General features: G+C 58.5%; 22 protein-coding genes and 1 tRNA gene. 18 read left to right on the top strand and 5 right to left on the bottom strand.

Annotated elements, in window-relative coordinates; genetic code table 11:
* The first annotated feature begins 25 nt into the window (after nt 1-25).
* From ACZ5SR_RS09050 to ACZ5SR_RS09065, 4 genes are all read left to right on the top strand, one after another.
* On the top strand, nt 26-976 hold the full coding sequence (locus tag ACZ5SR_RS09050; protein WP_464448415.1) for an IS30 family transposase: 951 nt from the start codon (nt 26-28) through the stop codon (nt 974-976).
* 99 nt (nt 977-1,075) lie between these two features.
* On the top strand, nt 1,076-2,011 hold the full coding sequence (gene ylqF / locus ACZ5SR_RS09055; protein WP_464448416.1) for a ribosome biogenesis GTPase YlqF: 936 nt from the start codon (nt 1,076-1,078) through the stop codon (nt 2,009-2,011).
* A 4-nt stretch (nt 2,012-2,015) separates the two neighbouring features.
* A complete protein-coding gene (locus ACZ5SR_RS09060; protein ID WP_464448417.1) occupies nt 2,016-2,612 on the top strand; it encodes a 3'-5' exonuclease in 597 nt (198 codons plus the stop codon).
* A 77-nt stretch (nt 2,613-2,689) separates the two neighbouring features.
* Nucleotides 2,690-3,592 (top strand): hypothetical protein, encoded by a 903-nt coding sequence (locus tag ACZ5SR_RS09065; protein WP_464448418.1) that lies wholly within the window; start codon nt 2,690-2,692, stop codon nt 3,590-3,592.
* Nucleotides 3,593-3,627: 35 nt separating this feature from the next.
* On the opposite strand, the gene ACZ5SR_RS09070 is transcribed toward ACZ5SR_RS09065, so the two are convergent.
* Nucleotides 3,628-4,539, bottom strand: a complete 912-nt coding sequence (locus ACZ5SR_RS09070) for a LysR family transcriptional regulator (RefSeq protein ID WP_464448419.1) — start codon at nt 4,537-4,539, stop codon at nt 3,628-3,630.
* Between the two features lie 174 nt (nt 4,540-4,713).
* Here ACZ5SR_RS09070 and ACZ5SR_RS09075 point away from each other — a divergent pair, with 174 nt between their 5' ends.
* From ACZ5SR_RS09075 to ACZ5SR_RS09115, 9 genes are all read left to right on the top strand, one after another.
* Nucleotides 4,714-5,433, top strand: coding sequence for a succinate dehydrogenase/fumarate reductase iron-sulfur subunit (locus tag ACZ5SR_RS09075; protein ID WP_464448420.1), 720 nt, complete (start codon nt 4,714-4,716; stop codon nt 5,431-5,433).
* An 8-nt stretch (nt 5,434-5,441) separates the two neighbouring features.
* Complete coding sequence (locus ACZ5SR_RS09080) at nt 5,442-5,795, top strand: succinate dehydrogenase (RefSeq protein ID WP_464448421.1); 354 nt, start codon at nt 5,442-5,444, stop codon at nt 5,793-5,795.
* Nucleotides 5,792-6,154, top strand: a complete 363-nt coding sequence (gene sdhC / locus ACZ5SR_RS09085) for a succinate dehydrogenase, cytochrome b556 subunit (protein ID WP_464448422.1) — start codon at nt 5,792-5,794, stop codon at nt 6,152-6,154. The genes ACZ5SR_RS09080 and sdhC overlap by 4 nt, the downstream gene beginning before the upstream one ends.
* Nucleotides 6,155-6,208: 54 nt before the next feature.
* Complete coding sequence (locus ACZ5SR_RS09090; protein ID WP_464448423.1) at nt 6,209-7,204, top strand: tripartite tricarboxylate transporter substrate binding protein; 996 nt, start codon at nt 6,209-6,211, stop codon at nt 7,202-7,204.
* Between the two features lie 100 nt (nt 7,205-7,304).
* Nucleotides 7,305-8,180, top strand: coding sequence for a fumarate hydratase (locus tag ACZ5SR_RS09095; RefSeq protein ID WP_464448424.1), 876 nt, complete (start codon nt 7,305-7,307; stop codon nt 8,178-8,180).
* Nucleotides 8,181-8,209: 29 nt separating this feature from the next.
* The gene (locus tag ACZ5SR_RS09100; protein ID WP_464448425.1) at nt 8,210-8,821 is read left to right on the top strand and encodes a fumarate hydratase C-terminal domain-containing protein; all 612 of its coding nucleotides are present in this window, start codon (nt 8,210-8,212) and stop codon (nt 8,819-8,821) included.
* Nucleotides 8,818-10,587 carry an L-aspartate oxidase gene (locus ACZ5SR_RS09105; protein WP_464448426.1) on the top strand — a complete coding sequence of 590 codons (1,770 nt, stop codon included), beginning with the start codon at nt 8,818-8,820 and terminating at the stop codon, nt 10,585-10,587. The genes ACZ5SR_RS09100 and ACZ5SR_RS09105 overlap by 4 nt, the downstream gene beginning before the upstream one ends.
* Before the next feature lie 71 nt (nt 10,588-10,658).
* Nucleotides 10,659-11,405 (top strand): sulfite exporter TauE/SafE family protein, encoded by a 747-nt coding sequence (locus ACZ5SR_RS09110; protein WP_464448427.1) that lies wholly within the window; start codon nt 10,659-10,661, stop codon nt 11,403-11,405.
* 150 nt (nt 11,406-11,555) lie between these two features.
* Nucleotides 11,556-12,338 carry a class II aldolase/adducin family protein gene (locus ACZ5SR_RS09115; RefSeq protein ID WP_464448428.1) on the top strand — a complete coding sequence of 261 codons (783 nt, stop codon included), beginning with the start codon at nt 11,556-11,558 and terminating at the stop codon, nt 12,336-12,338.
* Nucleotides 12,339-12,444: 106 nt separating this feature from the next.
* Here the strand turns inward: ACZ5SR_RS09115 and lpdA are convergent, their stop codons facing one another.
* Genes lpdA through aceE form a run of 3 tightly spaced genes read right to left on the bottom strand, consistent with a single transcriptional unit; the run spans nt 12,445 to nt 18,663 of the window.
* Nucleotides 12,445-14,277: a dihydrolipoyl dehydrogenase gene (gene lpdA / locus ACZ5SR_RS09120; protein WP_464448429.1), complete on the bottom strand. Its 1,833-nt coding sequence runs from the start codon at nt 14,275-14,277 to the stop codon at nt 12,445-12,447.
* A gap of 9 nt (nt 14,278-14,286) precedes the next feature.
* Nucleotides 14,287-15,939 (bottom strand): dihydrolipoyllysine-residue acetyltransferase, encoded by a 1,653-nt coding sequence (aceF, locus tag ACZ5SR_RS09125; RefSeq protein WP_464448430.1) that lies wholly within the window; start codon nt 15,937-15,939, stop codon nt 14,287-14,289.
* Nucleotides 15,940-15,954: 15 nt separating this feature from the next.
* Nucleotides 15,955-18,663, bottom strand: a complete 2,709-nt coding sequence (gene aceE / locus ACZ5SR_RS09130; protein WP_464448431.1) for a pyruvate dehydrogenase (acetyl-transferring), homodimeric type — start codon at nt 18,661-18,663, stop codon at nt 15,955-15,957.
* Nucleotides 18,664-18,836: 173 nt separating this feature from the next.
* On the opposite strand from aceE, the gene ACZ5SR_RS09135 reads away from it, so the two are divergent.
* The 5 genes from ACZ5SR_RS09135 (at nt 18,837) to ACZ5SR_RS09155 (ending at nt 25,463) form a co-directional block, all read left to right on the top strand.
* On the top strand, nt 18,837-21,350 hold the full coding sequence (locus ACZ5SR_RS09135) for a PAS domain-containing sensor histidine kinase (RefSeq protein WP_464448432.1): 2,514 nt from the start codon (nt 18,837-18,839) through the stop codon (nt 21,348-21,350).
* Nucleotides 21,351-21,369: 19 nt separating this feature from the next.
* The gene (locus ACZ5SR_RS09140; RefSeq protein ID WP_464448433.1) at nt 21,370-21,996 is read left to right on the top strand and encodes a response regulator transcription factor; all 627 of its coding nucleotides are present in this window, start codon (nt 21,370-21,372) and stop codon (nt 21,994-21,996) included.
* Nucleotides 21,997-22,073: 77 nt separating this feature from the next.
* Complete coding sequence (folD, locus tag ACZ5SR_RS09145; RefSeq protein ID WP_464448434.1) at nt 22,074-22,925, top strand: bifunctional methylenetetrahydrofolate dehydrogenase/methenyltetrahydrofolate cyclohydrolase FolD; 852 nt, start codon at nt 22,074-22,076, stop codon at nt 22,923-22,925.
* Between the two features lie 37 nt (nt 22,926-22,962).
* Nucleotides 22,963-25,002: a M3 family metallopeptidase gene (locus ACZ5SR_RS09150; RefSeq protein ID WP_464448435.1), complete on the top strand. Its 2,040-nt coding sequence runs from the start codon at nt 22,963-22,965 to the stop codon at nt 25,000-25,002.
* Between the two features lie 77 nt (nt 25,003-25,079).
* On the top strand, nt 25,080-25,463 hold the full coding sequence (locus tag ACZ5SR_RS09155) for a DUF2237 family protein (protein WP_464448436.1): 384 nt from the start codon (nt 25,080-25,082) through the stop codon (nt 25,461-25,463).
* Nucleotides 25,464-25,528: 65 nt separating this feature from the next.
* Here the strand turns inward: ACZ5SR_RS09155 and ACZ5SR_RS09160 are convergent.
* Nucleotides 25,529-25,605, bottom strand: a tRNA-Val gene (locus ACZ5SR_RS09160).
* Between the last annotated feature and the right edge of the window lie 11 nt (nt 25,606-25,616).

Consider the following 25,616-nt stretch of genomic DNA (forward strand, 5'->3'; position numbering starts at 1 on the left):
CAAACCGCCAAGTCCAAGTTGCCAGATGTACAAGCACCTCAGCCGAGAAGAACGATACCAAATTCACAGCCTTTTGAAAGCCAAACAGACCATTAGCGAGATTGCCCGATCCCTGGGCAGGAACCGCAGCACCATCAGCCGCGAACTCAGCCGTGGTCGTGGCCAGCGTGGCTACCGCGCCGAACAAGCCTGCGCCAAGGCGTCTGAGCGAGCACAGCGCAGCCGTAATGCCCGCCGTGTAGATTCCAAGGTCTGGTCCGATGTGGATTTCTACCTGGGCATTCAATGGAGCCCCGAGCAGATTGCAGGCAAGGTGGCGGTCAGCCATGAGAGCGTCTATTTGCATGTCTATGCGAACAAGGCTGCCGGTGGTGATTTACACACGCACCTGCGCAGCCAAAAGCCCCGGCGCAAACGCCACCTGTGCGGGCGTGACAGGCGTGGCCAGATCCCGAACCGCCGCCCGATCAGCGAGAGACCAAGTCACATTGAAGATCGCAAGCAAGTGGGCCACTGGGAGGGAGATACCGTCATTGGCGCGGCTCACAAACAAGCCATCGTGACACTGGTAGAACGCAAGAGTGGCTTTGCTGTGCTGGCCAAAGTGCCCAACAAGTCTGCCGATTTGGTGGGCCGGGCCATTGAAGCCAAGCTCAAGCCCGTGAACTCACGGGTGAAGACCTTGACGGTGGACAACGGCAAGGAGTTTGCCGATCACCAGGCCATCGATCAGGCCCTTGGCATCCAGACTTACTTTGCCGATCCGTATTGCAGCTGGCAGCGCGGCAGCAACGAGAACTTCAATGGTTTGCTGCGCCAATACATTCCCAAAAAGCGGCGCATGGAAACTGTCACCGATGAGGAGTTGACTATGATCGAAAACAGATTGAATCACCGGCCCAGAAAGCGGCTCGGATTCAAGACGCCATACGAGGTGTTTCACGCCTCGTTGAACCGTGTTGCACTTCGTCCTTGAATCCACCAGGCTTTTCATGTGAACTTGAAAAAAACTGAGAAATCCATAACGAGGTAACCGACAATCTCATTCTTTGACATTCGGTTAGCAGCGGTATTTATGGCGATTCAATGGTTTCCTGGACACATGCACCTCACGCGCAAGGCGATCGGGGAACGCATCAAAGACATTGACGTTGTGATTGAAATGTTGGACGCGCGTTTACCAGGCTCGAGCGCCAATCCCATGCTGGCCGAGCTGATCAAGGGCAAGCCCGCTCTCAAGATCCTGAGCAAGCAAGATTTGGCAGATCCAGACCGCACCAGCCAATGGCTGTCCCATTACAACGCCATGCCTGGTGTACGTGCCATTGGACTGGACACGAGCATGAGCTCACCCGCCAAAGCGCTGATCGAGGCCTGTATGCAACTGGCACCGAACCGAGGTGGCATGGTCAAACCCATGCGCGTGCTGATCTGTGGCATTCCCAACGTTGGCAAATCGACCTTGATCAACACCCTCAAAGGCAAACGCGCCGCCAAAACAGGCGATGAAGCCGGTGTGACCAAACAGGAGATGCGCATTGCCTTGGCCGACGACTTCTACCTTTATGACACACCGGGCGTGCTCTGGCCGCGCATCATCGTCGAGCAAAGCGGCTACAACCTGGCGGCCAGCGGAGCAATCGGTGTGAATGCTTTTGATGAGGAAGTGGTCGCGCTGGAGTTGCTCAACTACCTGATCCCCCACTATCCGCAGGCGCTCAGCGACCGCTATAAAGTGACCGATGTGGCCAGCCACACCGATGAAAGCTTGCTCGAAGCAATTGGGCGTGTTCGAGGCGCCATGCAAAGCGGTGGAAGGATCAACACCACCAAGGCTGCACACATCGTGATCCATGATTTCCGGGCAGCCGCTCTTGGCCGCATCACATTGGAAACGCCCGAACAATTTGCCCAATGGTTGGCAGAGGGCAAAAAAGCCGACGCCGAACGTGCGGTTCGCAAAGAGGCGAGCGACAAAACCAAGAAAAATTCACGGAAAAAGGTGGGTTGATCGCATGAGCCCTCAACACGCCACCCCCGACAAAGATGCCATCGCCCTCCTCCCGCCTTTTGAGCGGCTGGGGCTGGACCGAATCACGCTGGTCAGCAGCGGCGCGCAAGCACAGCAGGCACTTGGGTACTTGTTACAGGCTCCCGCTTGGGGTTTCGACACCGAGTCCAAACCCACTTTCAGGGTGGGTGAATCCTCTGACGGACCCCACATACTGCAACTGTCTACGTCCGAAAGGGCCTGGGTCTTTCAGCTGCACGACACGGCATGTCGCAAGGTGGCGGCCGATCTGCTGGCTCATCCAGGCATCGTCAAGGCTGGCTTTGGTTTGGGTGACGACCGCAAGCGCATCATCCAAAAGTTGGGTATCGAGCCACAAGGTATCCTGGAACTCAACACCGTTTTCCACCAGCGCGGTTACCGAAAAGACATGGGTGTCAAAGGCGCAGTGGCAGTCTTGTTTAACCAACGCTTCATGAAATCTAAAAAGGCCGCCACCAGCAACTGGGCCAATGCACAGCTGAGCGAATCGCAGGTGGTTTATGCGGCAAACGATGCCTATGCTGCGATTCGGGTCTGGGAGGTGTTGGGTTTAGGCTGATTCATTGAAGTATGAGAACCTAAAATTGCCATCCCCCCTGCTCGCTTCGCGAACCCGAACTCTTCCTGATTTCTCTCATGTCTGAACCTACAGGCCAAATACCTACCTCAGTTGCTGAACACGCCAGTTCGGTTCTGGAATTTGCCAACTGCCAATGGCGCGTCCGCAGGCCAAAGCCCTTTGTGCTGGTGATTGGTGGCGAAGTCGGGAATGAAGATGCTGCCGTGAGCGACTATTTGCACGACAAGCTTCTTTTGCCCGAATGGCGAGAAGCCTTTTACCAACTGGTCGACACCACGGGCTTGGTGGTGTGCCTGAATGTCCGCACAGAACACTCTACATACCGCGATGTGCGCGGGCGCTCCAGCAAAGGCCGGCTGAGCCAAGGCGAGTACTACCACCACGATGGCTGCACCGGCCCGGTGAAGCCTCGCTTTGTGGAAATCCGTTGCCCCATCCAGCCGCAAACCCGCGGCGTGGCCACTGCCGTGGCACCCCACCGCGACGTGGTCCAAGCCATGGTGCTGGTTCTGCCTGAAGAATTGTCTGCCACAGCAGCCCTGGCTGGGCAAGAGATGCATCCATCGGCGATAAGTCAAATGGACGATGCAGCACTCGATCATTTACAAGGCTTGATCACGCGCACGGTGCGCAAAAAACTCAATGCCGAAGGCGCACGAGCCTACTTCCGCCAAGTGGATGCCGCCGCCAACGCCTACTTCGAGCCCTGGGCCTTGGGCGAAAGCCGCTTCATTGCCAACGCCAACCATGGCGTCACCATGCAGCACCGACGCGCCTACCAAGCCCCGCACACGGGTGGCGTGGCCAATGGCCATTTGGTCAAGCGCTGGACAAACGAAGAATTGCTGTTGCCCGGTCAGGTGGTTGACCAGGCCCTGATAGCCGCTCTGTGCAAAGAGGACGGTGAGGGAGGGGAAGACGATGAACGGGCTAACGGGTGTTACCTCGGGCCGCATTGAGTTCAACCCCGTGCTTTGAACGCAGCGAACTTGATTCAGGTTTCCCCGTTGCTGAAACGCTGACTCTTTGCTGCCAATGAGAAGTAGGCCTTGATCTCTGAAGTGAACCGTTCACGGCTGTGCTGGCGACGTTCCAGCAGGCCGACATGCCGCTGCACATTCACACTGGGCAATGGCATCACCTGAAGCAGTCGGTCTCGCGACCAAGTCACATTGGCCAGGCGGGGCACGATGGACACCCCAAAACCTTGACGCACCAGCGCCACGATGGCCTCCACCGAATTCAACTCGATGCTCTCTTTGACCTGCGCGTTGCATTGGCCCAAAGCCTCATTGACCAAATGACCTGTCCAGGTCTGGCGGTCAAACCGCATAAAAGGCGCTTGAGACAAGATGTCCAAGGGGGTGGAAGGCAGCTCAAAGTGCGGCTTGCGTGGAACGATGAGCACCAGCGGCTCTGAATACAAGGGCGTCCAAAGCAAGCTGGACGGGAGGGCCTGAGGGGGCTGCGTGACCACGGCTGCATCCAACTCACCGCGCTCGACCCTGAGTGCAAAGTCTGACGATAAACCGGCCAACAGCGTGACATCGAGCTTTGGGTGGCGACGTTTGAGCGCCCACAACCCATCGGAAAAAGCCCCCATCAAAGCGGAGACCAGTGCGCCAACCACCACCGTGCCCACCAACTCCTGGCCGTTTTCTACCGCCGCGAGCGCTTCAAAACGGTCAACCAAGTCTTGCACGGGGGCCACCAAGCCACGCCCAGCCGTGTTGAGCACGATGGAGCGGCCATTGCGGTCAAACACCGTCAGCCGTAAATCGGCCTCTAATGACCGGATTTGCAAACCAACGGCGGCAGCTGTCAAGCCCACCTCTTTGCCAGCGGCGGCCAAGGTGCCGTGTCTCACCACGGCCAGAAAAGTTTTGAGAATACGGATGGAGGACATGACAAAGCAAGGGTAAAGAGGCCAAACGGTTCATGTTGAGAGAAAGGGTAAACCCCATCACTTGAGCTCTATTAGAAAGCAATTCTTTTGCTGGACTAAAAAAATATTCGCTTTTTCTTTATTGGCTGAGCAACTACAGTGAATCTAATCATGACGAATTGAAAGAGAAACCACATGTCAGAAACCATGTCGGTCAAAGTGTGGCGAGGCAAAGCCGAAGGCGGTTTCAGCCAGTACGAGGTGCCGCGTCTGGCCAGCCAAACTGTGCTGGATGTCGTGACCCACATCCAGCGCGAGCTGGAACCCACGCTGAGTTACCGTTTTGCGTGTCGTGTGGGCATGTGTGGCTCGTGTGCCATGACGGTCAATGGCAAGGCCTGCTGGACTTGCCGCACCCATGTCAGCAAAGTGGTGGACGCAGAGGGCAGCTTGGAAATAGCGCCGTTGTCCAACTTGCCGGTGATCAAAGATCTGGCCACCGACATGAGTGAATTTTTCGACAAATGGACGCGCGCCGGAGGGGCCTTCAAAGGCGCAGCCACCCGGCACGATCCATTTGCCAAGGTGGCACCTGCTTCCAATGAGCGAAAGGCCGCCGATGCCGGCATTGAGTGCATCGGCTGTGGTGTGTGTTACGCCTCGTGTGATGTGGTGGGTTGGCGTCCAGATTACCTGGGCCCAGCGGCGATGAACCGCTCTTGGACACTGGTCAACGACGTGCGCGACGTACAGCAAACAGAACGGCTGCGCGCCGTGGCGGGGGATGCGGGTTGTCATGCCTGTCACACGCTTGGTTCTTGTACCGAGCGTTGCCCCAAACATTTGTCGCCCACGGTGTCGATTGCCGGACTCAAACGTACCGTGGCCCGTGCCGCTGTCCGCAACAAGCTGTGAGGCCCCCCGTGAGCCAATACCCATCGATGCAAATTGCACAAGCCAAACGCTGGTACTGGCAACGCGTCAGCGCCATGGTGCTGGCTTTGTGTGTTCTGGTCCACCTGGGAATCATCATGTACGCGGTGAGTGGTGGGCTCAGCGCAGCCGAAATTTTGGGCCGCACCCAGGGCAACTGGGGATTGGGAGTTTTTTACGCCGTGTTTGTGATCGCCTGTGCGGTTCATGTGCCACTGGGGTTGTCCAATATTGCCCGCGAGTGGTGGGGTTGGGGTGAGACGGTGGCGCTGTGGTTGTCACGCCTTTTTGGTCTGCTGCTCTTGGTCACAGGTCTGCGCGCGGTGTGGGGAGTGGTGTCATGAGTACGAAGCGACAAAACGACCAGCGGGCCCGTGGCCACCCTGCTTACTGGGCTTTTCAGATGCATCGCTTGTCCGGGTTGGGGCTGGCGCTTTTTTTGCCTCTGCACTTTTGGGCTTTAGGCCAAGCTATTCATGGTGCTGCGGCACTCGATGGCTTTTTGCAGCTGGCTGACCAGCCGCTCTTCAAGTTGGCCGAATGGGGCTTGGTGGTGTTGCTCTCACTGCACTTGATGGGTGGCGTACGGTTGCTGTTGATTGAATTTGGGCAAGCCTCGGGTCTGCGCAAGAACTGGATTTCCGTGGCCGTAGGTTTTGCGGCTGCAGCGGGTCTGGTCTTTGCGCTGTCCCTTTGGGCTTGAAGGTGTGGAAAAATGAAGATGTTTTTTTATTTATAAACGACAGGAGACAAAGACATGAACAAAAATCGACGTGCTGGACTGAAAGGCATTTGGGCCATGACCGCATTGGCCATGGCTGCTTTGGCGGCGATGCCCGCAGCCGCACAACAGGCTTGGCCCAGCAAGCCGGTGCGCATCGTTGTGCCTTTCGCCCCAGGTGGTTCCACCGATGTGGTGGCACGCATGGTCGGCCAAAAACTCTCCGCCATTTGGGGTGTGCCCGTGATCATTGAAAACCGCGCCGGTGGCGGTGGCAACGTGGGGGCTGATTTGGTGGCCAAGTCGCCCGCCGACGGCTACACACTGCTGATGGCCTCGGGCAGCATCACCATCAACCCGCACATTTACAAAAAAATGCCCTTCGACACGGTGAAAGACCTGGCGCCGATCACCAACGTGGCCAGTGGCCCCATGCTGGTCGTGGTGAGCGAGTCCGCGCCCCAGAAAACCCTCAAAGAGTTGATCGACTTTGCCAAGGCCAATCCGGGCAAGGTCAACTTCGGATCTGCAGGCGTGGGCAGTCAGGTGCACTTGGCCGCTGAAAACTTTGCCGATGCTGCCGGCATTGACATTGCACACGTGGCCTACCGCGGCGAAGCGCCTGCCTACAACGATCTGATGGGCAAGCAAATTCAGATGATGGTGGGTAATTTTGCCGCCGCCTCTGCCCTGCTGGGCAATGGCCGTTTGCGCGCTCTGGCCGTCACTGGCAAAGAGCGGTCTTCTCAGTTGCCAGAGATCCCGACTGTGGCTGAATCCGGCCTGCCCGGCTTTGAAAACACGGGCTGGTTTGGCCTGCTCGCTCCAGCCGGTACGCCCGCAAGTGTGATCAACAAGGTGCAAGCCGATACGGTCAAAACGCTCGCGCAAACCGACACCAAGGCCAGACTCTTTGTGCAGGGCATGTCACCGGTGGGCAACAGTTCGGCCGACTTTGCCAAGGCCATGGTGGCCGAATCGCAGCGCTGGGCCACGGTGGTGAACAACCGAAAACTGGCTGGCACGAACTGACCGCGCGCATCACACACCAGCGGCTACATGGCCGCTGGTGGTCTTCTTGACCAGGCCTTGTTCAGGGCCAACCGCTCCGTCTTCATTGAATCGAAACCCCATGAAAATTGACTTGCAAGCCGTTGAAGACGCCTCCAAAGCCCTGTACATCCAGGCACTCAAGGTTTTGCCGCCCGACATCAAGACCGGATTTGGTCGCTTACAGGCCAGTGAAACCGGAGACACCGCTCGCCAAGTGCTCGCCACCATGATGACCAACATCTCGGTCGCGGAGTCGACCGATAACCTGTTGTGCCAAGACACGGGCATTCCGATTTACAACGTGGTGATCGGGCGAGACGTGGTGGTGGACGGTCATGCGCTGATGCAGGCGGTGCGGCGCGGTTGCGAACGTGCTACCCGCGAATACCCTCTGCGCAGTTCGGTCGTGCATCCGCTGACCCGAAAAAATGAACACACATCTTGCGGCATTGAGGTGCCGGTCATCCATGTGACGTTCAGTGACCAACCCGAATTGCTCGAAATCGAAATGATTCCCAAGGGCAGCGGCTCTGAGAACAACTCCTTCCTCAAAATGGCCATCCCTGCCGAGGGGGTGGACGCGATCAAGACCTTTGTCATTGACTGCGTTTTGGCTTCTGGCGGTAAAACCTGCCCGCCCACCATCGTCGGTGTCGGCTTGGGCGGAACTTCCGACTTGGCAGTGGCTTTGGCCAAGCGTGCTTCTACCCGGGAATTGGGCAGCCGCTGTACGGACCCCGCAGGCGCTGAACTGGAGCAACAGCTGTCCATGGCGGTGAACCAACTGGGCGTGGGACCTCAAGGTCTAGGCGGCGACTCGACCGCTTTTGCTGTGCACATTGAGTTGGCGGCGACCCATATCACCATGAATCCCATTGCCGTGAACATGCAGTGCCATTCGGCGCGGCGGGCCCGGGCGAGCTTCACGCCAGATGGTGTGCGCTATGGCTTCTGAATCTGAATACATTGAAAGAGCGCTGACCCATGGCACACCATGAACTGACGACACCCGTGACCGAAGCCCAAGTTCGGGCGCTGCGGGTCAACGATACCGTCACACTGCAGCAAACGCTGTATGGCATCCGCGACGCCACGCAGATTCACATGTTCGACCGGGGTCGCACCACACGCTTTGATTTGAGCGGTCACGCCGTCATCCACACCGCGCCCAATGTTCGCAAAGTCACCCCCGACGCCACTTACCCGGCTGGCTACCAACCGATTTGCATTGGCACGACCACATCCGATCGAATGGAGCGCTTCACCCGTCCGCTGATGACCCAAAACGGCGTGCGCCTGATCGTGGGCAAAGGTGGATTGCGAGAGGACTCCTCACAGGCCTTTCGTGACATCGGTGGCGCTTATTTGGCCATCGTGGGTGGCACAGCGGCCCTTGAGACCACTTGGATCACCCAAATCGAAGACGTCGACATGGATGACCTCAATCCCGAATCGCTCTGGAAGTTCCGCATCCATAACTTTGGCCCCCTGCTGGTGGCCATGGACAGCCACAGCGGCAGCCTCTACAGCGTCGTCAAAAACGATGCGCAAGCGCGGCGCGCCGAGGTGCTGGCCAGCCTGGGCGTTAAAGCATGAACGCATCTACCCCCATGAACATTCAACGGATTCAAACTGACATCCTGATCCTGGGTTCGGGTGGTGCAGGGCTTTTTGCGGCCTTGCATGCGCAGCAGACAGCGCCAGATCTCAAGGTGACCGTCGCCGTCAAGGGCTTGCTGGGCAAGTCGGGATGCACACGCATGGTTCAGGGGGGCTACAACGTGGCTTTGGCACCGGGAGACTCGGTCGAGCGCCACTTCATGGACACCATCGAAGGCAGCAAATGGCTGGCCGACCAAGACCTGGCCTGGACGCTGGTGACCAAAGCGGTTGAGCGCATCCACGAGCTGGAAAACGAGCTGGGCTGTTTTTTCGATCGCAACCCGGACGGCACTGTGCACCAGAAGGCCTTTGCGGGGCAAACCTTTGACCGCACGGTTCACAAGGGCGACCTGACCGGCATTGAAATCATCAACCGTCTGGCCGAGCAAGTCTGGGCCCGTGGCATTGACCGACTCGAAGAGCACCGTGCCATCGAACTCATACGGACGGCTGACGGAAGTGCTTTGGCGGGCGTGCTGATGATCAATATGCGCGACGGCTCGTTTGTGTTCGTGCAGACTCAGGCCGTTTTGCTGGCCACCGGTGGTGGGCCCACCATGTACAAGTACCACACCCCATCGGGCGACAAAAGCTGCGATGGTCTGGCCATGGCGCTGCGCGCTGGCCTTCCGGTGCGCGACATGGAAATGGTGCAGTTCCACCCCACCGGATTGCTGGCTGGCAGTGGCACACGCATGACGGGCACAGTGCTCGAAGAAGGTCTGCGTGGCGCTGGTGGCTACCTTCTCAATGGCGACAAACAGCGCTTCATGGACCGCTACGATGCCCGCGAGGAACGGGCCACGCGTGACATTGTTTCCCGCTCCATCTTCTCTGAAATGCGCGATGGTCGCATCTCGCCCAACGGCGGCGTGTACATACAAATGTCGCACCTGGGGCCCGACAAAGTGCGTCAGCAGTTCAAAGGCATGGTCGAACGCTGCGGCGATTGCGGCTTTGATTTGGCTGGCGGTTTGGTCGAGGTGGTTCCGACCGCCCACTACATGATGGGCGGCGTGGTGTTCAACGCCGACTGCAAGACCGGTCTCGTGGGGCTGTTTGCCGCAGGCGAGGACACTGGGGGTGTGCACGGCGCCAACCGGCTGGGTGGCAACGGCGTGGCCAACTCGACCGTCTTTGGCGGGATTGCCGGCGACAGCATGGCTGCATGGGTCAAAACCCAAGGCACTTGGCGCGCACCCGATGAAGACGCCATTGCGCGCAGCGTGGCATGGCATGAGCTGCCGCTTGGTCTGGGCGCTCCAGATTCGACTGCACGGACTGGACAAAGTGGCGAGCTGAGTGGCCTTGAAAGCATCCGTGAAGCGCTGTTTGAGTGCATGTGGAACGATGTTGGCATCTTGCGCACGGGCGATGGTCTGCAGCGTGCGCTGGTGACTCTGACAGCTCTGGACGAACGTTTGGCGCAAACGGGTGTCGACGATGGTGACCGCGCCTTCAATTTGAGCTGGCACGACTGGATCAACCTCAAAAACCTGATTTCTGTGAGCCGTGTGATTGCCACTTCGGCGCTCGCGCGCGAGGACTCGCGCGGGGCGCACTTCCGTGAAGATCACCCCGAGACCGGCGATTTGCCGGGCTCCACCTTCATTGTGGTGACACAAACTGGCACGAAGCTGGACATGCGGCGTGAGCCTGTGGTCTTTTCCAGAGTGATTCCGGGGCAGACCGTACTGTAAGAAAACACAACAACATGAAGCGCACTGACCCCGGTTCGCGCCGATCAGTGCCTGTCAGTTTATAAACACCCATGTTTGATTTTCCTTGGCCCACATTGCTGTCAACGGCGTTCATCGTGCTGCTCGCTTACTCGGTTTACGGGCTCACCGGATTTGGCGCAGCGATTGTGGGCATTCCGCTGTTGGCGCACTTTTATCCCCTGCGTTTTGCCGTTCCCATGATGCTCGTGTTTGACCTCTGTGCGGGTCTGATGTTTGGGCTGCGCGATCGCAAGCAAGTGAGCCGCCCGGAACTGCTGTGGTTGGCCCCATTTGTGTTGTTGGGCATGGCTCTGGGTATCGTGTTGCTCATCAATGTCAATGAGCGTTGGTTGTTGATGGTGCTGGGCACTTTTGTGCTTGTCTACGCCGTGCGCAATCTGCTGAAGAAAAACGCCACTCAACCCATCTCAAGACGCTGGGCTCTGCCCGCCGGAGTGATTGGGGGTTCCTTGACGTCCATGTTCGGTACTGGCGGGCCCATCTATGTTTTGTACCTGGCTGGCCGGATCACGGAGTTCAGCGTCCTGCGTGCCTCATTGGGTGTTTTGATTTTCAGTACAGCTTTGGTGCGTCTGGGTTTGTTCACAACCAGCGGCTTCTATAACCAGCCATCGTTGTTGCCACTGGCTTTTGCGTTGGCTCCGCTCTGTTTTCTGGGTTACTGGATTGGCAGCCGCCTGCACGCCCGCCTGCCAGCCAAGCGTGCCTCTCAGGCGGTGTGGCTGCTGCTGATCGGCGGCGGTGCCAGCCTGCTTTGGCGCAGCATCTGGATGTGAGGCGCCATCCAAGGTCTAATTTGATCCCGGTGGTGGACCCATCCAGGATGGTTGACGTGTGTACCGCGTGACCTTTTGCCGCAAACGTGACAGTTCTGCAGGCGATACGTGCATAGAGTTCAGAACAGATCACCCATCGAAAGACCACCCATGCCGCACGCATCCACCACAGCACCAAGCCCAGCGCACTCGCAAGGCGACCCCATATGGCAAGCCAAGGTGCACTTGGCTGCGGCTTTGCGTTTGGCGGTGCTGCACGACTTTGACGAAGGCATTGACAACCACTTCACCGTGGTCGTGCCGGGGCGTGAAGACCAATACCTGATCTCGCCCTTTGGTGTGCACTGGTCCGAAGCCAAAGCGAGCACCATGATGGTGTTCAACGAAGCGGGCGAAACGCTGGAAGGCAACGGCGTGGTGGAGCTGTCAGCGCAATCCATCCATGCCCCGGTGCACCGCCTCACGGGCGCCAAAGTCGTGCTGCACACCCACCAGCCTTGGGCCACGGCTTTGAACATGCTCAAAGCCAACCGCTTGCTGCCCGCCACCCAAACGGCGGCATTCTTTGATGGCGCCATTGCCTATGACGATCACTACACCGGGCTGGCCGCTGATTTGTCTGAGGGTGAACGCCTGTCGCAGCTCATGAGCGGTGGCAAAACCGTGCTCTTCATGAAAAACCATGGCGTGATGACGATTGGCGACACCGTGGCGCAAGCCTACCGCCGACTCTACAAACTCGAAAAAGCCTGCCGCACCCAAGTGCTGGCCATGGGCACAGGTCAGCCCCTGAACGTGCTGACCGAATCCGTCATCCAGCGCATCAAAAACCCCAGCCCCCATTACCGCCACCCCCGCAGCGAACGCGAACGCCTGTTCTTTGAAGCCATGATGCGGGTGATTGACCGGGTGAACCCGGGTTATGCCGATTGATTCAAAAATCAGTCACTCAACTCGGCCGCCCTACTTTCAATTCCTGATGTGAAAAAGCCGCCAACCCTTTCAGGTTGGCGGCTTCTTTATTTAAAGCGCGAAGCGTTTACTTCTTAACAGGCGGCAAGTCCGTGCAACTACCATGCGCCACCTCCGCTGCCATGCCGATGCTTTCGCCCAGTGTGGGGTGTGGGTGGATGGTTTTGCCGATGTCCACTGCGTCTGCGCCCATCTCAATCGCTAGAGCGATCTCGCCAATCATGTCGCCAGCGTGCGTGCCCACCATACCGCCGCCCAAGATCTTGCCGTGGCCGTGGGCCTCGGGTGAATCGTCAAACAGCAGTTTGGTCACGCCTTCGTCGCGGCCGTTGGCAATGGCGCGACCCGAGGCGGTCCAAGGGAACAAGCCCTTTTTCACCTTGATGCCTTGCGCCTTGGCTTGGTCTTCGGTCAAGCCCACCCATGCCACTTCGGGGTCGGTGTAGGCCACGCTGGGGATGACGCGTGCGTTGAACGCAGCGGCTGCCAGCTCTTTGTTGCCTTGCAGTTCGCCCGCAATGACTTCGGCCGCCACGTGTGCTTCGTGCACCGCCTTGTGCGCCAACATGGGCTGGCCCACGATGTCGCCAATGGCGAAGATGTGCGGCACGTTGGTGCGCATTTGAATGTCGACGTTAATAAAGCCACGGTCGGTCACAGCCACGCCTGCTTTTTCAGCGGCGAGTTTTTTGCCGTTGGGCGTGCGGCCCACGGCTTGCAACACGAGGTCGTACACCTGCGGCGCGGGGGCTGTGCCGCCCTCTTCTGCTGGTGCAAACGTGACTTCAATGCCTTCGGGCAAAGCGCGTGCGGACACGGTCTTGGTCTTGAGCATGATGTTGTCAAAGCGCTTGGCGTTCATCTTTTGCCAGACTTTGACCAAGTCGCGGTCAGCGCCTTGCATGAGGCCGTCCATCATTTCCACCACGTCCAGGCGTGCGCCCAACGTGCTGTAAACCGTGCCCATCTCTAGGCCGATGATGCCGCCGCCCAAAATGAGCATGCGCTTGGGCACTTCTTTGAGTTCCAAAGCGCCTGTGCTGTCGACCACGCGCGGGTCGTTGGGCATGAAAGGCAAACGCACCGCTTGAGAGCCTGCAGCGATGATGGCCTTCTTGAAGGCGATCACTTTTTTGCTGCCGTTTTGTTCTTGTGCAGTGCCAGTGGTCTCCGACACTTCAAGGTGGTTTGCACCCACGAACTGGCCCAAACCGCGCACGGTGGTGACCTTGCGCATCTTGGCCATGGCCGCCAAACCGCCTGTGAGTTTGCCAATGACCTTTTCTTTGTGGCCGCGCAGCTTGTCGATGTTGACCACCGGCTTGCCAAAGTCCACACCGAGGTCAGCCATGTGCGCCACTTCGTCCATCACCGCTGCGACGTGCAACAAGGCTTTGGATGGGATGCAACCCACGTTGAGGCACACGCCGCCCAAGGTGGCGTAGCGCTCAACGATGACCACGTTCAAGCCGAGGTCAGCCGCACGGAATGCAGCCGAGTAACCGCCGGGGCCACCGCCTAACACGAGCACATCGCACTCAATGTCTGCAGAACCACCGAAACTGGAGGCCACAGGTGCGGGGGTAGCTGCAACGGGTGCAGCAGCGGATGCCACAGGAGCGACCGCTGAAGCAGGCGCAGCAGCTGGGGCAGCCGCAGCGCCCTCGCCTTCCAGCACCAACACCACCGATCCTTGCTTGACCTTGTCGCCAATCTTGACCTTGAGTTCCTTGACCACGCCGCCGTGGCTGCAAGGAATTTCCATGGAGGCTTTGTCGCTCTCCACGGTGATCAGACTTTGGTCAGATTTGACGGTGTCGCCCACCTTGACCATCAACTCGATCACGGTGACTTCGTCGAAGTCACCAATGTCAGGGACTTGAATATCAATCAGTGCCATATCAAGTCCTTAGAGCAACACGCGACGGAAGTCGCTGAGGATTTGACCCAGGAACGCGTTGAAGCGTGCCGCTGCGGCGCCGTCGATGACGCGGTGGTCCCATGTCAAAGACAGGGGCAGTATCAGGCGGGGCACAAACTGCTTGCCGTCCCAGACGGGCTCCATGGTGCTCTTGCACACACCCAAAATGGCCACTTCGGGCGCGTTGATGATGGGCGTGAAGTACTTGCCACCAATGCCGCCGAGGCTGGAGATGGTGAAGGTCGCACCCGTCATTTCTGCAGGGCCGAGTTTGCCCTCTCGCGCCTTCTTGGCCAATTCGCCCATTTCTTGGCTGATCTGCAGCACACCTTTTTTGTCGCAATCGCGGATCACTGGGACCATCAAACCGTTGGGTGTGTCAGCGGCAAAGCCGATGTGCCAGTAGTTTTTGTAGACCAGCGCATCGCCGTCGAGCGAGCTGTTGAACTCGGGGTATTTCTTGAGTGCGGCTACGCAGGCCTTGATCAGGAACGCCAGCATCGTGACTTTGACGCCCGACTTTTCGTTCTCTTTGTTGGTGGAGACGCGGAAGGCTTCGAGGTCGGTGATGTCGGCGTCGTCGTGGTTGGTGACGGCCGGGATCATGATGGCGTTGCGCAGCAAGTTGGCACCGCTGATCTTCTTGATGCGACCCATTTCCTTGCGCTCGATGGGGCCGAACTTGGCGAAGTCGACCTTGGGCCAGGGGATCAGGCCCAAAGCTGCGCCGTCACCGCCTGAAGCTGCAGGGGCTTTGGCCGCTTGCGCCTTGGTTTGTGCAGCACCCGACATGACCGCCTGGGTGAAGGCTTGCACGTCGGCCTCGGTGATCCGGCCTTTGAGGCCCGAGCCTTTGACTTCTGCGAGCGGCACACCCAGCTCGCGTGCGAACTTGCGCACCGAGGGCGACGCGTGGGGCAAGCCCACCGTGTTGCCGCCGGGGGCGTGGGCAGGCTCTGCCACGGCAGCAAAGGCTGCAGCCAAAGGTGTTGGCGCAGCAGCGGGTGCCGAAGACACAACCGCAGGGGCTGCAGCAACCGCCACCGCCACAGGCGTGGCAGCAGCCACGGAGCCTTCCAAAATGGCCAGCAGGTCACCGATGTTGACCGTGTCGCCCACTTTGACTTTGAGCTCTTTGAGCACGCCCGCGTGTGAGGACGGGATTTCCATCGAGGCCTTGTCGGATTCGACGGTGATCAGCGATTGCTCGACCTTGATGGTGTCGCCGGGCTTGACCATAACTTCGATCACGGCCACGTCTTTGAAGTCGCCGATGTCGGGTACATGCACTTGCACGGGGCCGGATGCAGCAGGGGCAGCAGCAACAGGCGCCACTGGAGCCACAGCGGCAGCCGGTGCAATTGCTGGAGCGGCAGGTGCAACAGCCGGGGCAGCAGCCGCACCAGTGGCCTCCACCACCAGCACGATAGAGCCTTGCTTGATTTTGTCGCCCAGCGCCACGCGCAATTCCTTGACGACGCCTGCAGTGCTCGACGGGATTTCCATCGAGGCTTTGTCGGACTCCACGGTGATCAGGGACTGTTCGGCTTTCACCGTGTCGCCCACCTTGACCATCAACTCAATGACGGTCACTTCATCGAAATCACCGATGTCCGGGACTTGAACTTCTACCAATGCCATGTTCGTCTCCAGTTTTTATGCGTACAAGGGGTTGATCTTGTCGGTTTTGATACCGTACTTCTGGATGGCTTCGGCCACCTGAGCAACCGGCACTTTGCCCTCTTCGCTCAAAGCCTTGAGGGCCGCGACCACGATGTAGTGGCGGTTGACCTCGAAGTGCTCGCGCAGCTTGCTGCGGAAGTCGGAGCGGCCAAAACCGTCGGTGCCCAACACTTTGTAGGTGCGGTCTTTCGGAATGAACGGACGGATCTGCTCGGCATAGGCCTTCATGTAGTCGGTCGATGCGACCACGGGACCGCTGTGCTTGGCCAGCTGCTGGCCCACAAAAGAAACACGAGGCGTCTCCATCGGGTGCAACATGTTGTGACGCTCAGCGTCTTGGCCGTCGCGGGTCAGTTCGTTGAAGCTTGGGCAGCTCCACACATCGGCCTGGATGCCCCAGTCGGTGGCCAGCAGGGTTTGGGCGGCAATGGATTCGCGCAAGATGGTGCCCGAACCCAGCAATTGCACGCGCTTGTCTCCAGCTGCTCCGGGCTTGCACAAATACATGCCCTTGATGATCTGCTCTTCGGTGCCGGGTGTGAGGCCTGGCATTGCGTAGTTTTCATTCAGCAGAGTCAGGTAATAAAACACGTTGTCTTGCTTCTCGACCATGCGCTTCAAACCGTGGTGCAGGATGACACCGACTTCGTGGGCGAAGGTGGGGTCATACGACACGCAGTTGGGGATGGTGTTGGCCATGATGTGGCTGTGACCGTCTTCGTGCTGCAAGCCTTCACCGTTGAGCGTGGTGCGGCCAGATGTGCCGCCCAGCAAGAAGCCACGCGCCTGCATGTCACCCGCCGCCCAGGCCAAATCGCCAATGCGCTGGAAACCGAACATCGAGTAGTACACATAGAACGGGATCATGATCCGGTTGGACGTGCTGTAGCTGGTGGCCGCAGCGATCCAGCTCGACATGCCGCCGGCTTCGTTGATGCCTTCTTGCAGGATTTGACCGGCTTTGTCTTCCTTGTAATACATGACCTGGTCTTTGTCGACCGGGGTGTACTGCTGACCTGCCGGGTTGTAAATACCGATCTGGCGGAACAAGCCCTCCATACCAAAGGTACGGGCTTCGTCCACCAAAATCGGCACCACGCGAGGGCCCAAGGCCTGGTCGCGCAGCAACTGGGTCAAAAAGCGCACATACGCCTGGGTGGTCGAGATTTCGCGGCCTTCGGCGGTGGGCTCCATGACCGATTTGAATGTATCGAGCGACGGTACTGTGAAACTCTCATCGCTGTGGGTGCGTCGATGGGGCAAGTAGCCGCCCAGGGCCTTGCGGCGCTCGTGCAGGTACTTCATTTCCGGGGTGTCGTCTGCGGGCTTGTAGAACGGAATCTTGGCCAGCTCGCTGTCAGGCACCGGGATGTTGAAACGGTCGCGGAAGGCTTTGATGTCCTCGTCCGACAGCTTCTTGGTCTGGTGCACGTTGTTCTTGCCCTCGCCGGCTTTGCCCATGCCAAAACCTTTGACGGTCTTGATCAACAGAACGGTCGGCTGGCCTGTGTGATTCACAGCTTTGTGGAAAGCGGCATAGACCTTTTTCGAGTCATGTCCGCCACGGCGCAGGTCAAAGATTTCTTCATCAGACATCTTGGAGACCATTTCCAAGGTACGTGGATCGCGACCAAAGAAATGTTTACGCACGTAGGCACCGTCGTTGGCTTTCATGGCCTGGTAGTCGCCGTCCAGCGTGTCCATCATGATTTTCTTGAGCGCACCCTCTTTGTCTCGGGCCAACAGGGGGTCCCAACCGGAGCCCCACAGTAGCTTGATGACGTTCCAGCCCGAGCCACGAAACTCGCCTTCAAGCTCTTGCACGATCTTGCCGTTGCCTCGCACTGGACCGTCCAAGCGTTGCAAATTGCAGTTGACCACGAAGACCAAGTTGTCGAGGTTCTCACGGGCGGCCAAACCGATAGCGCCCAAAGACTCGACCTCGTCCATTTCGCCGTCACCGCAAAACACCCAGACCTTGCGGTTTTCGGTGTTGGCAATGCCACGGGCGTGCAGGTACTTCAAAAAGCGCGCCTGGTAAATCGCCATCAAAGGGCCTAGGCCCATGGACACCGTGGGGAACTGCCAAAACTCGGGCATCAGCTTGGGGTGTGGGTAACTGGACAAACCCTTGCCGTCGACCTCTTGGCGGAAGTTGAGCAACTGCTCTTCGGTCAAGCGGCCTTCCAAGTAGGCACGGGCATAGACGCCAGGCGACACATGGCCCTGGATGTAGAGGCAATCACCACCGTGTTCTTTTCCAGGCTCAGCGCTCTCTGCGTGCCAGAAATGGTTGAAACCAGCACCAAACAAACTGGCCAAAGAGGCGAATGAGCCAATGTGGCCACCCAAATCACCGCCATCCTCGGGGTTATGCCGGTTGGCCTTGACGACCATGGCCATGGCGTTCCAGCGCATGTAGGCGCGCAGGCGCTCTTCGATTTCCAGGTTGCCGGGCGAGCGCTCTTCTTCTTGCGGCTCAATGGTATTGACGTAGCCTGTGGTGGCCGAAAACGGCAAATCGATGCTGTGCTGGCGGGCTTCTTCGAGCAGCTCTTCGAGCAAAAAATGAGCACGCTCAGGACCCGATTTTTCGATCACGGCGGACAGGGCGTCCATCCATTCACGGGTTTCCTGTGAATCCAGGTCATGGCCCGGTTGTTGTGGTGTTGCCGCTGTCATGCGTGTCTCCTGTTTGTGTTGTTGATCAATGATGGCCGAATTTTCACATATTTTATTTGTTATTTCAAATCGTGCTTGTTCTTTTTGTATTGTGAAAAATAATGGTAATTAACAGTTGCTGTGAATCACGAGTCCGGTGCCATCTCTCATGCCTTGTCCCCTAAACTCAGGGGATGGAATTGAACAAAGCAGCCTCGGTCGTCAAACAAGTCGGACCATGGGCATGGTGGCGCACATGGTGGCATCGCCAATCCCCAAACAGACAAGACCGGTATGCCAATCTGGCACCCGTGGTCGCTGTGGTGCTTTTTTTGGCCGCCATCGCCAGTGCATTTTGGTACCTGAGGGTCGAAGAGATCGAGCGGGAACAGGAAGCCATCAAACGCGATGTGGAATACGCTCAACAGCGGCTTCGCCTGCGCTTGCTGGAACGGCAAGAACAGGTCATGCGCCTGGCCAGGGATGTTTCCAACAAGGAAATCCGCACCGACCAGTTTTTGTCCCGTGCCGAAGCCTTGGTGCAGCAGTACCCTGAATTTGTGTCTTTGACTTGGATTGATGACCGCAGACGCATCATGGCCAACCAAAGCGTCTCCAGCATTTCACCCAGCCAACAGATGCGTGCGGGCACGGTTCTCAAGGTGGGCGAGACTGAGAGCCATTTCAGCTTGGCCCGTGACTTGATGCAGCCCATTTATGGCCAGGTCAATACCGATGAAGACAAAGATGCTCAGCTGGCAGTTTTGCAGTTGCACACGCCCCTGAGCAACGACCAAGGCCGGTTCAGTGGCGTGATCCTGGCCGAATACGCCATGGAAGGCCTTCTTCGATATGGCATTCCGACCGAAGTGTTGGCCAAGTACGCTGTGGCCCTGCAAGACGGCAAAGGCCATTTGCTGGCAGGTCAGACCATACCGGGGCGGATCGCTTTGTGGAGTTTGCTGCCTGGCAGCGACAAACCCAACAACGATTACGAAGTCCCGGTCTCCCCCGTAGGCAATGACCTGATTTTGCGTGCCCAAGCTTGGCGCACTTCGCAAGGCTTGGTCGGTGGGGGTTTGTTCTGGTTGGTCGGTGTTCTGAGCGTGATGACCGCCTGGATGCTGATCGGCAATTGGCGGCATACGCGCAGGCGCATTCAAGCCCAAAAAGCACTCGTTGCCGAAACCAATTTCCGCCGCGCTATGGAGAACTCGATGCTCACGGGCATGCGCGCCCTGGATTTGCGTGGCCGCATCACCTACGTCAACCCCGCCTTTTGTCAGATGACGGGCTGGAGCGAAGCCGACCTCGTGGGGGCTGTGGCGCCATTTCCTTATTGGCCCGATCAAGACCGGGAGCTGCTGATGAAGCGGCTGGAAGAAGAAATCAGCGGGCAACACTCGGCAGGCGGCTTTCAGGTGCGGGTGAAACGCAAAAACGGCCAGTTGTTTGATGCGCGCATGTACGTGTCGCCACTGATCGATGCGACGGGAAAGCAAACCGGCTGGATGACATCGATGACGGACATCACCGAGCCCAATCGGATTCGGGAGCAATTGGCCAGTTCGCACGAGCGCTTCACCATCGTGCTTGAAGCTCTAGACGCCTCTGTCTCGGTGGCCCCTCTGGGCAGTCAGGAGCTGCTGTTTGCCAACAAACTCTACAGACTGTGGTTTGGCCAAAATACAGAAGGCCATTTACGGCTGGTTCAACAAGCAGGTGCCACTGACAGCGACACCACAGACGAGATGGACCATGTGGACGAAATGGCAGGCTTGCCCACAGAAAGTCTGACTGTTGCCAAATCCGAAAACTCAGAAATCTACGTCGCCGAATTGGGCAAATGGCTGGAGGTGCGCTCGCGCTACATCAATTGGGCAGACGGTCGACTGGCGCAAATGGTGATTGCCAGCGACATCACCCCTCGCCGCCAGGCCGAAGAACTGGCGGCTCAGCAAGCCGAACGCGCCCAGACCGCCAGCCGGCTCATCACCATGGGCGAGATGGCCTCCAGCGTGGCGCACGAACTCAACCAACCGCTCACGGCCATCAGCAATTACTGCAGCGGCATGATCTCGCGCATCAAGTCGCAACAGGTCAAGGAAGAGGACCTGCTGTCTGCGCTGGACAAAACCGCCCGGCAGGCCCAGCGGGCGGGGCAAATCATTTTGCGCATCCGCAGCTTCGTCAAGCGCAGCGAGCCCAACCGAACACTGTCGGATGTATCGGCCATGGTCAGCGAATCGCTGGAATTGGCCGAGATCGAGATGCGCCGACGCAACGTTCGCCTGACCCACCATGTGGCCGCTCGACTGCCCCAGCTGATGGTGGACCCGATCCTGATCGAACAGGTGCTGATCAACCTGATGAAAAACGCGGCCGAATCGATTGACAACGCCAACCGACCATTGGGCTTGCGACAGGTGGAACTGCGCATCGTCCCCAAAGAGATCGACAACCAAGCGGTCGTGGAATTCTCGGTGACGGACACTGGTCAAGGTTTGCCACCGGAAGACACCGAGCGGGTCTATGAGGCGTTTTTCTCCACCAAGGTGGAGGGCATGGGAATTGGTTTGAATTTGTGCCGCAGCATCATCGAATCCCACCAGGGCAGGATCGTTTCTGAGAACCTCTACAATGCCGGCGAGGTGACCGGTTGCCGGTTCTCCTTCTGGATTCCAGTCGAAGCCGCTTTGACCACATAACAACCCACGGGGTAAATGAATGAGCTTGATTCCCAAAAAAGGCACTGTGTACGTTGTGGACGACGACGAAGCGGTGCGCGATTCATTGCAGTGGTTACTAGAAGGTAAAGATTACCGCGTGCGTTGTTTTGACAGCGCCGAATCTTTCATCAGCCGCTACGACCCCCGTGAAGTGGCCTGCTTGATCGCTGATATCCGCATGGGCGGCATGACAGGTCTGGAATTGCAAGACCGTCTGATTGAGCGCAAATCCCCCCTGCCTATCGTGTTCATCACCGGCCACGGCGACGTGCCCATGGCCGTGAACACCATGAAAAAAGGCGCGATGGACTTCATCCAAAAGCCCTTCAAAGAAGAAGAGTTGCTCAGCCTGGTCGAGCGCATGCTCGACGAAGCCCGTGATTCCTTCTCTGATTACCAGCAAGCGGCTAGCCGCGATGCCCTGCTGTTCAAGCTGACGGGCCGCGAAGCCCAAGTGCTCGAGCGTATCGTCGCCGGTCGCTTGAACAAGCAGATTGCCGACGATTTGGGCATCAGCATCAAGACGGTGGAGGCGCACCGCGCCAACATCATGGAAAAGCTCAATGCCAACACCGTGGCCGACCTTCTCAAGATCGCGCTGGGGCAAAACGCACCCAAGGCCTGATCGGCCTGCCCCCTCTCTGAAACGCCCGCACCCGTCGGGCGTTTTGCATTTTCTTTCTGACTTTTTGGTTTTCTCACATGACCGCACAACGCATCGACGGCAATGCCCTTTCCCAACAACTGCGCACCGAAGTCGCCAGCCGCGCCCAAGCCCTCAAAGCCAAGGGCGTGACGCCAGGTCTTGCCGTGGTGCTGGTGGGTGACAACCCGGCCAGCCAGGTGTATGTGCGCAACAAGGTCAAGGCCTGTGAAGACAGCGGTCTGCATTCGGTGCTGGAAAAGTACGAAGTGACCATGACCGAGGCCGACTTGCTGGCCCGTGTGGAAGCGCTCAACAACGACCCGGCCATCCACGGCATCTTGGTGCAGCTGCCATTGCCTGCGCACATCGACGCCCAAAAGGTCATCGAAGCCATCAGCCCCGCCAAAGACGTGGACGGCTTTCACATCGCGAGCGCTGGTGCCCTGATGACGGGCATGCCCGGTTTTTGGCCCTGCACGCCTTATGGCTGCATGAAGATGCTCGAAAGCATTGGCTATGACCTGCGCGGCAAACACGCTGTGGTCATTGGCCGCAGCAACATTGTGGGCAAGCCCATGGCGCTGATGCTGCTGCAAAAAGACGCGACGGTGACGGTGGCGCACTCGCGCACCCAAAACCTCAAAGCCCTGACCTTGCAAGCCGACGTGATCGTGGCCGCCGTGGGCAAGCGCAACGTGCTCACGGCCGACATGGTCAAGCCCGGCGCGGTGGTGCTGGACGTGGGCATGAACCGCAACGACGAAGGCAAGCTTTGCGGTGACGTGGACTTTCAAGGCGTGAAAGAGGTCGCCAGCCACATCACACCCGTGCCTGGCGGCGTGGGCCCCATGACCATCACCATGCTGCTGGTCAATACCCTTGAAGCTGCAGAACGCGCCTCTAAGTGAGAACATCTCACCTGTATTTGATCTCTTGGAACTGACCATGACCAACCCCTTGCTCGACACCTCTGGCTTGCCCCTGTTTGACCGCATCGCGCCTGAACATGTGGCCTCGGCCATGGACGAACTGCTGGCCACAGCCGACAAGGCACTCGAAACGGTGACCGCCGCTGACTTTCCAGCCGACTGGAAAGCCATCGCTAGCAACTTGGACGTGGCCACCGAGCGGCTGGGCATGGCCTGGGGCGCGGTCAGTCACCTCAACAGCGTGGCCGACACCCCCGAATTGCGCGCCGCCTACAACGCTGCCCTGCCCCGCGTGACGGAGTTCTGGACGCGTTTGGGCAGTGACGAACGCCTGTATGCCAAATACAAAGCCATTGACGCCGCCAGCCTGAACGCCGAGCAAACCCAAGCCCGCAAAAACGCCCTGCGCGGTTTTGTCTTGGGCGGTGCCGAACTGCAAGGCACGGCAAAAGAACGCTACGCCGCCATCCAAGAGCGCTTGGCCGAAATCACGCAAAAGTTCAGCGAAAACACACTCGACGCGACCGATAAGTTTGCGCTGTACGTGAGCGAAGACCAGCTCAAAGGTGTGCCTGCCGATGTGGTGCAAGCCACGCGCGATGCAGCCCAAAAGGAAGGTAAAGAAGGCCACCGCTTGTCACTCAAGATGCCGGTCTACCTGCCGGTGATGCAGTTCGCCGACAGCGGCGCTTTGCGCGAGCAACTTTACAAAGCCTATGTGACCCGCGCCTCAGATCAGGCCCCCGATGACGCCAAACACTTCGACAACACCCCATTGATGCAAGAAATTTTGGCGCTGCGCCAAGAAGAAGCCCGCCTGCTGGGCTTTGACAACTACGCCCAAGTGTCGGTTGTGCCCAAGATGGCCGAATCGCCCGAAAAAGTCACCAGCTTCTTGCGCGACTTGGCGGCCAAAGCCCGTCCCTTTGCCGAAAAAGACCTGGCCGACCTGCGTGAATTCGCAGCCAACGCCTTGGGCATCACCGGCCCCCTCAACGCCTGGGACGTGCCCTACTTGAGCGAAAAACTCAAAGAAGCGCGCTACAGCTTCAGTGAGCAAGAGGTCAAGCAGTACTTCACAGCACCCAAAGTGCTGGCCGGGCTGTTCAAGATCATCGAAACCCTGTTTGAAGTCAGCATCCGAGCCGACCAAGCGCCCGTGTGGCACCCGGCCGTGGCGTTTTACCGCATCGAGCGTGATGGCAAACTGATTGGCCAGTTCTACCTGGACCCCCCAGCCCGCGCGGGCAAGCGTGGCGGCGCTTGGATGGACGATGTGCGCGGCCGCTGGCAGCGCCCCGACACGGGCGTGCTGCAAACGCCCGTGGCGCATTTGGTGTGCAACTTTGCCGAAGGCGTGAACGGCCAGCCCGCTTTGCTCACACACGACGACGTGATCACCCTCTTCCACGAGTTTGGCCACGGCTTGCACCACATGCTCACCCAAGTCAGCGAGCGCGATGTCTCGGGCATCAGCGGCGTGGAATGGGATGCGGTCGAGCTGCCCAGCCAGTTCATGGAAAACTTCTGCTGGGAATGGTCGGTGCTGCGCCACATGACCGCCCATGTGGAAACCGGCGAATCCCTGCCCCGCGCCTTGTTCGACAAAATGCTGGCCGCGAAAAACTTCCAAAGCGGCTTGCAAACCCTGCGTCAGATCGAGTTTTCGCTGTTCGACATGCTGGTGCACGCCGAGCACGACCCGGCGCAAGACTTCATGCCGCTCTTGCAGCAAGTGCGCGACGAAGTGGCCGTGATGCGCCCACCCGCCTTCAACCGCATGGCCCACACCTTCAGCCACATTTTTGCAGGCGGTTACGCCGCCGGTTATTACAGCTACAAATGGGCTGAGGTGCTCAGCGCCGATGCTTATGCCGCGTTTGAGGAAACCGCTGCAGCCGACGGCACGCCCAGCGTGGAAACGGGCCGCCTTTACCGCCAGGCCATTCTGGAAGCCGGTGGCAGCCGCCCGGCGCTCGAATCGTTCAAGGCCTTCCGGGGGCGCGAGCCGAGTCTGGATGCCTTGCTTCGCCATCAGGGCATGGTCGCGGCCTGAGCCGACAAGCCATCACCAAGCCCTGATTTCTCAGGGACTCCAATCGGTCATTCGACGCTGTCAAGGTCAAATAAATCATGAGTGAAAACGCACGCAACGTCTTGGGGGAGGCTCTGGTCCCCTGCTCTTATGACCCTTTGACCGGTTACTACCGGGACGGCTGCTGCAACACGGACGATCATGACCAAGGCAGCCATGTCATTTGCGCGAAAGTCACGCAAGAGTTTCTGGACTTTTCGGTGACACGTGGCAACGACCTTGTGACGCCGCGCCCCGATTACCGATTTGCTGGATTGAAAGCTGGCGACCGTTGGTGCCTGTGTGCCATGCGTTGGAAAGAAGCGCTGGACGCGGGCGTTGCGCCCCCGGTTGTTCTGGAATGCACGCACAAGCGCGCGCTTCGGTTTGTGACACTGGCGCAGCTTCAGTCCTGCGCGCTCAAACCAGTGGGTAAGCCGTAAAACCCGAACTGACGAAAAAAAAGCACCGAGCGATACCGCTAAGTGCTTGTTTTTCCTACCAAATTTGGTAGGCGCGACTAGATTCGAACTAGCGACCCCCACCATGTCAAGGTGGTGCTCTAACCAACTGAGCTACGCGCCTGCTAAGCCTCG

The sequence above is a fragment of the Limnohabitans sp. TEGF002 genome, from assembly GCF_055395845.1.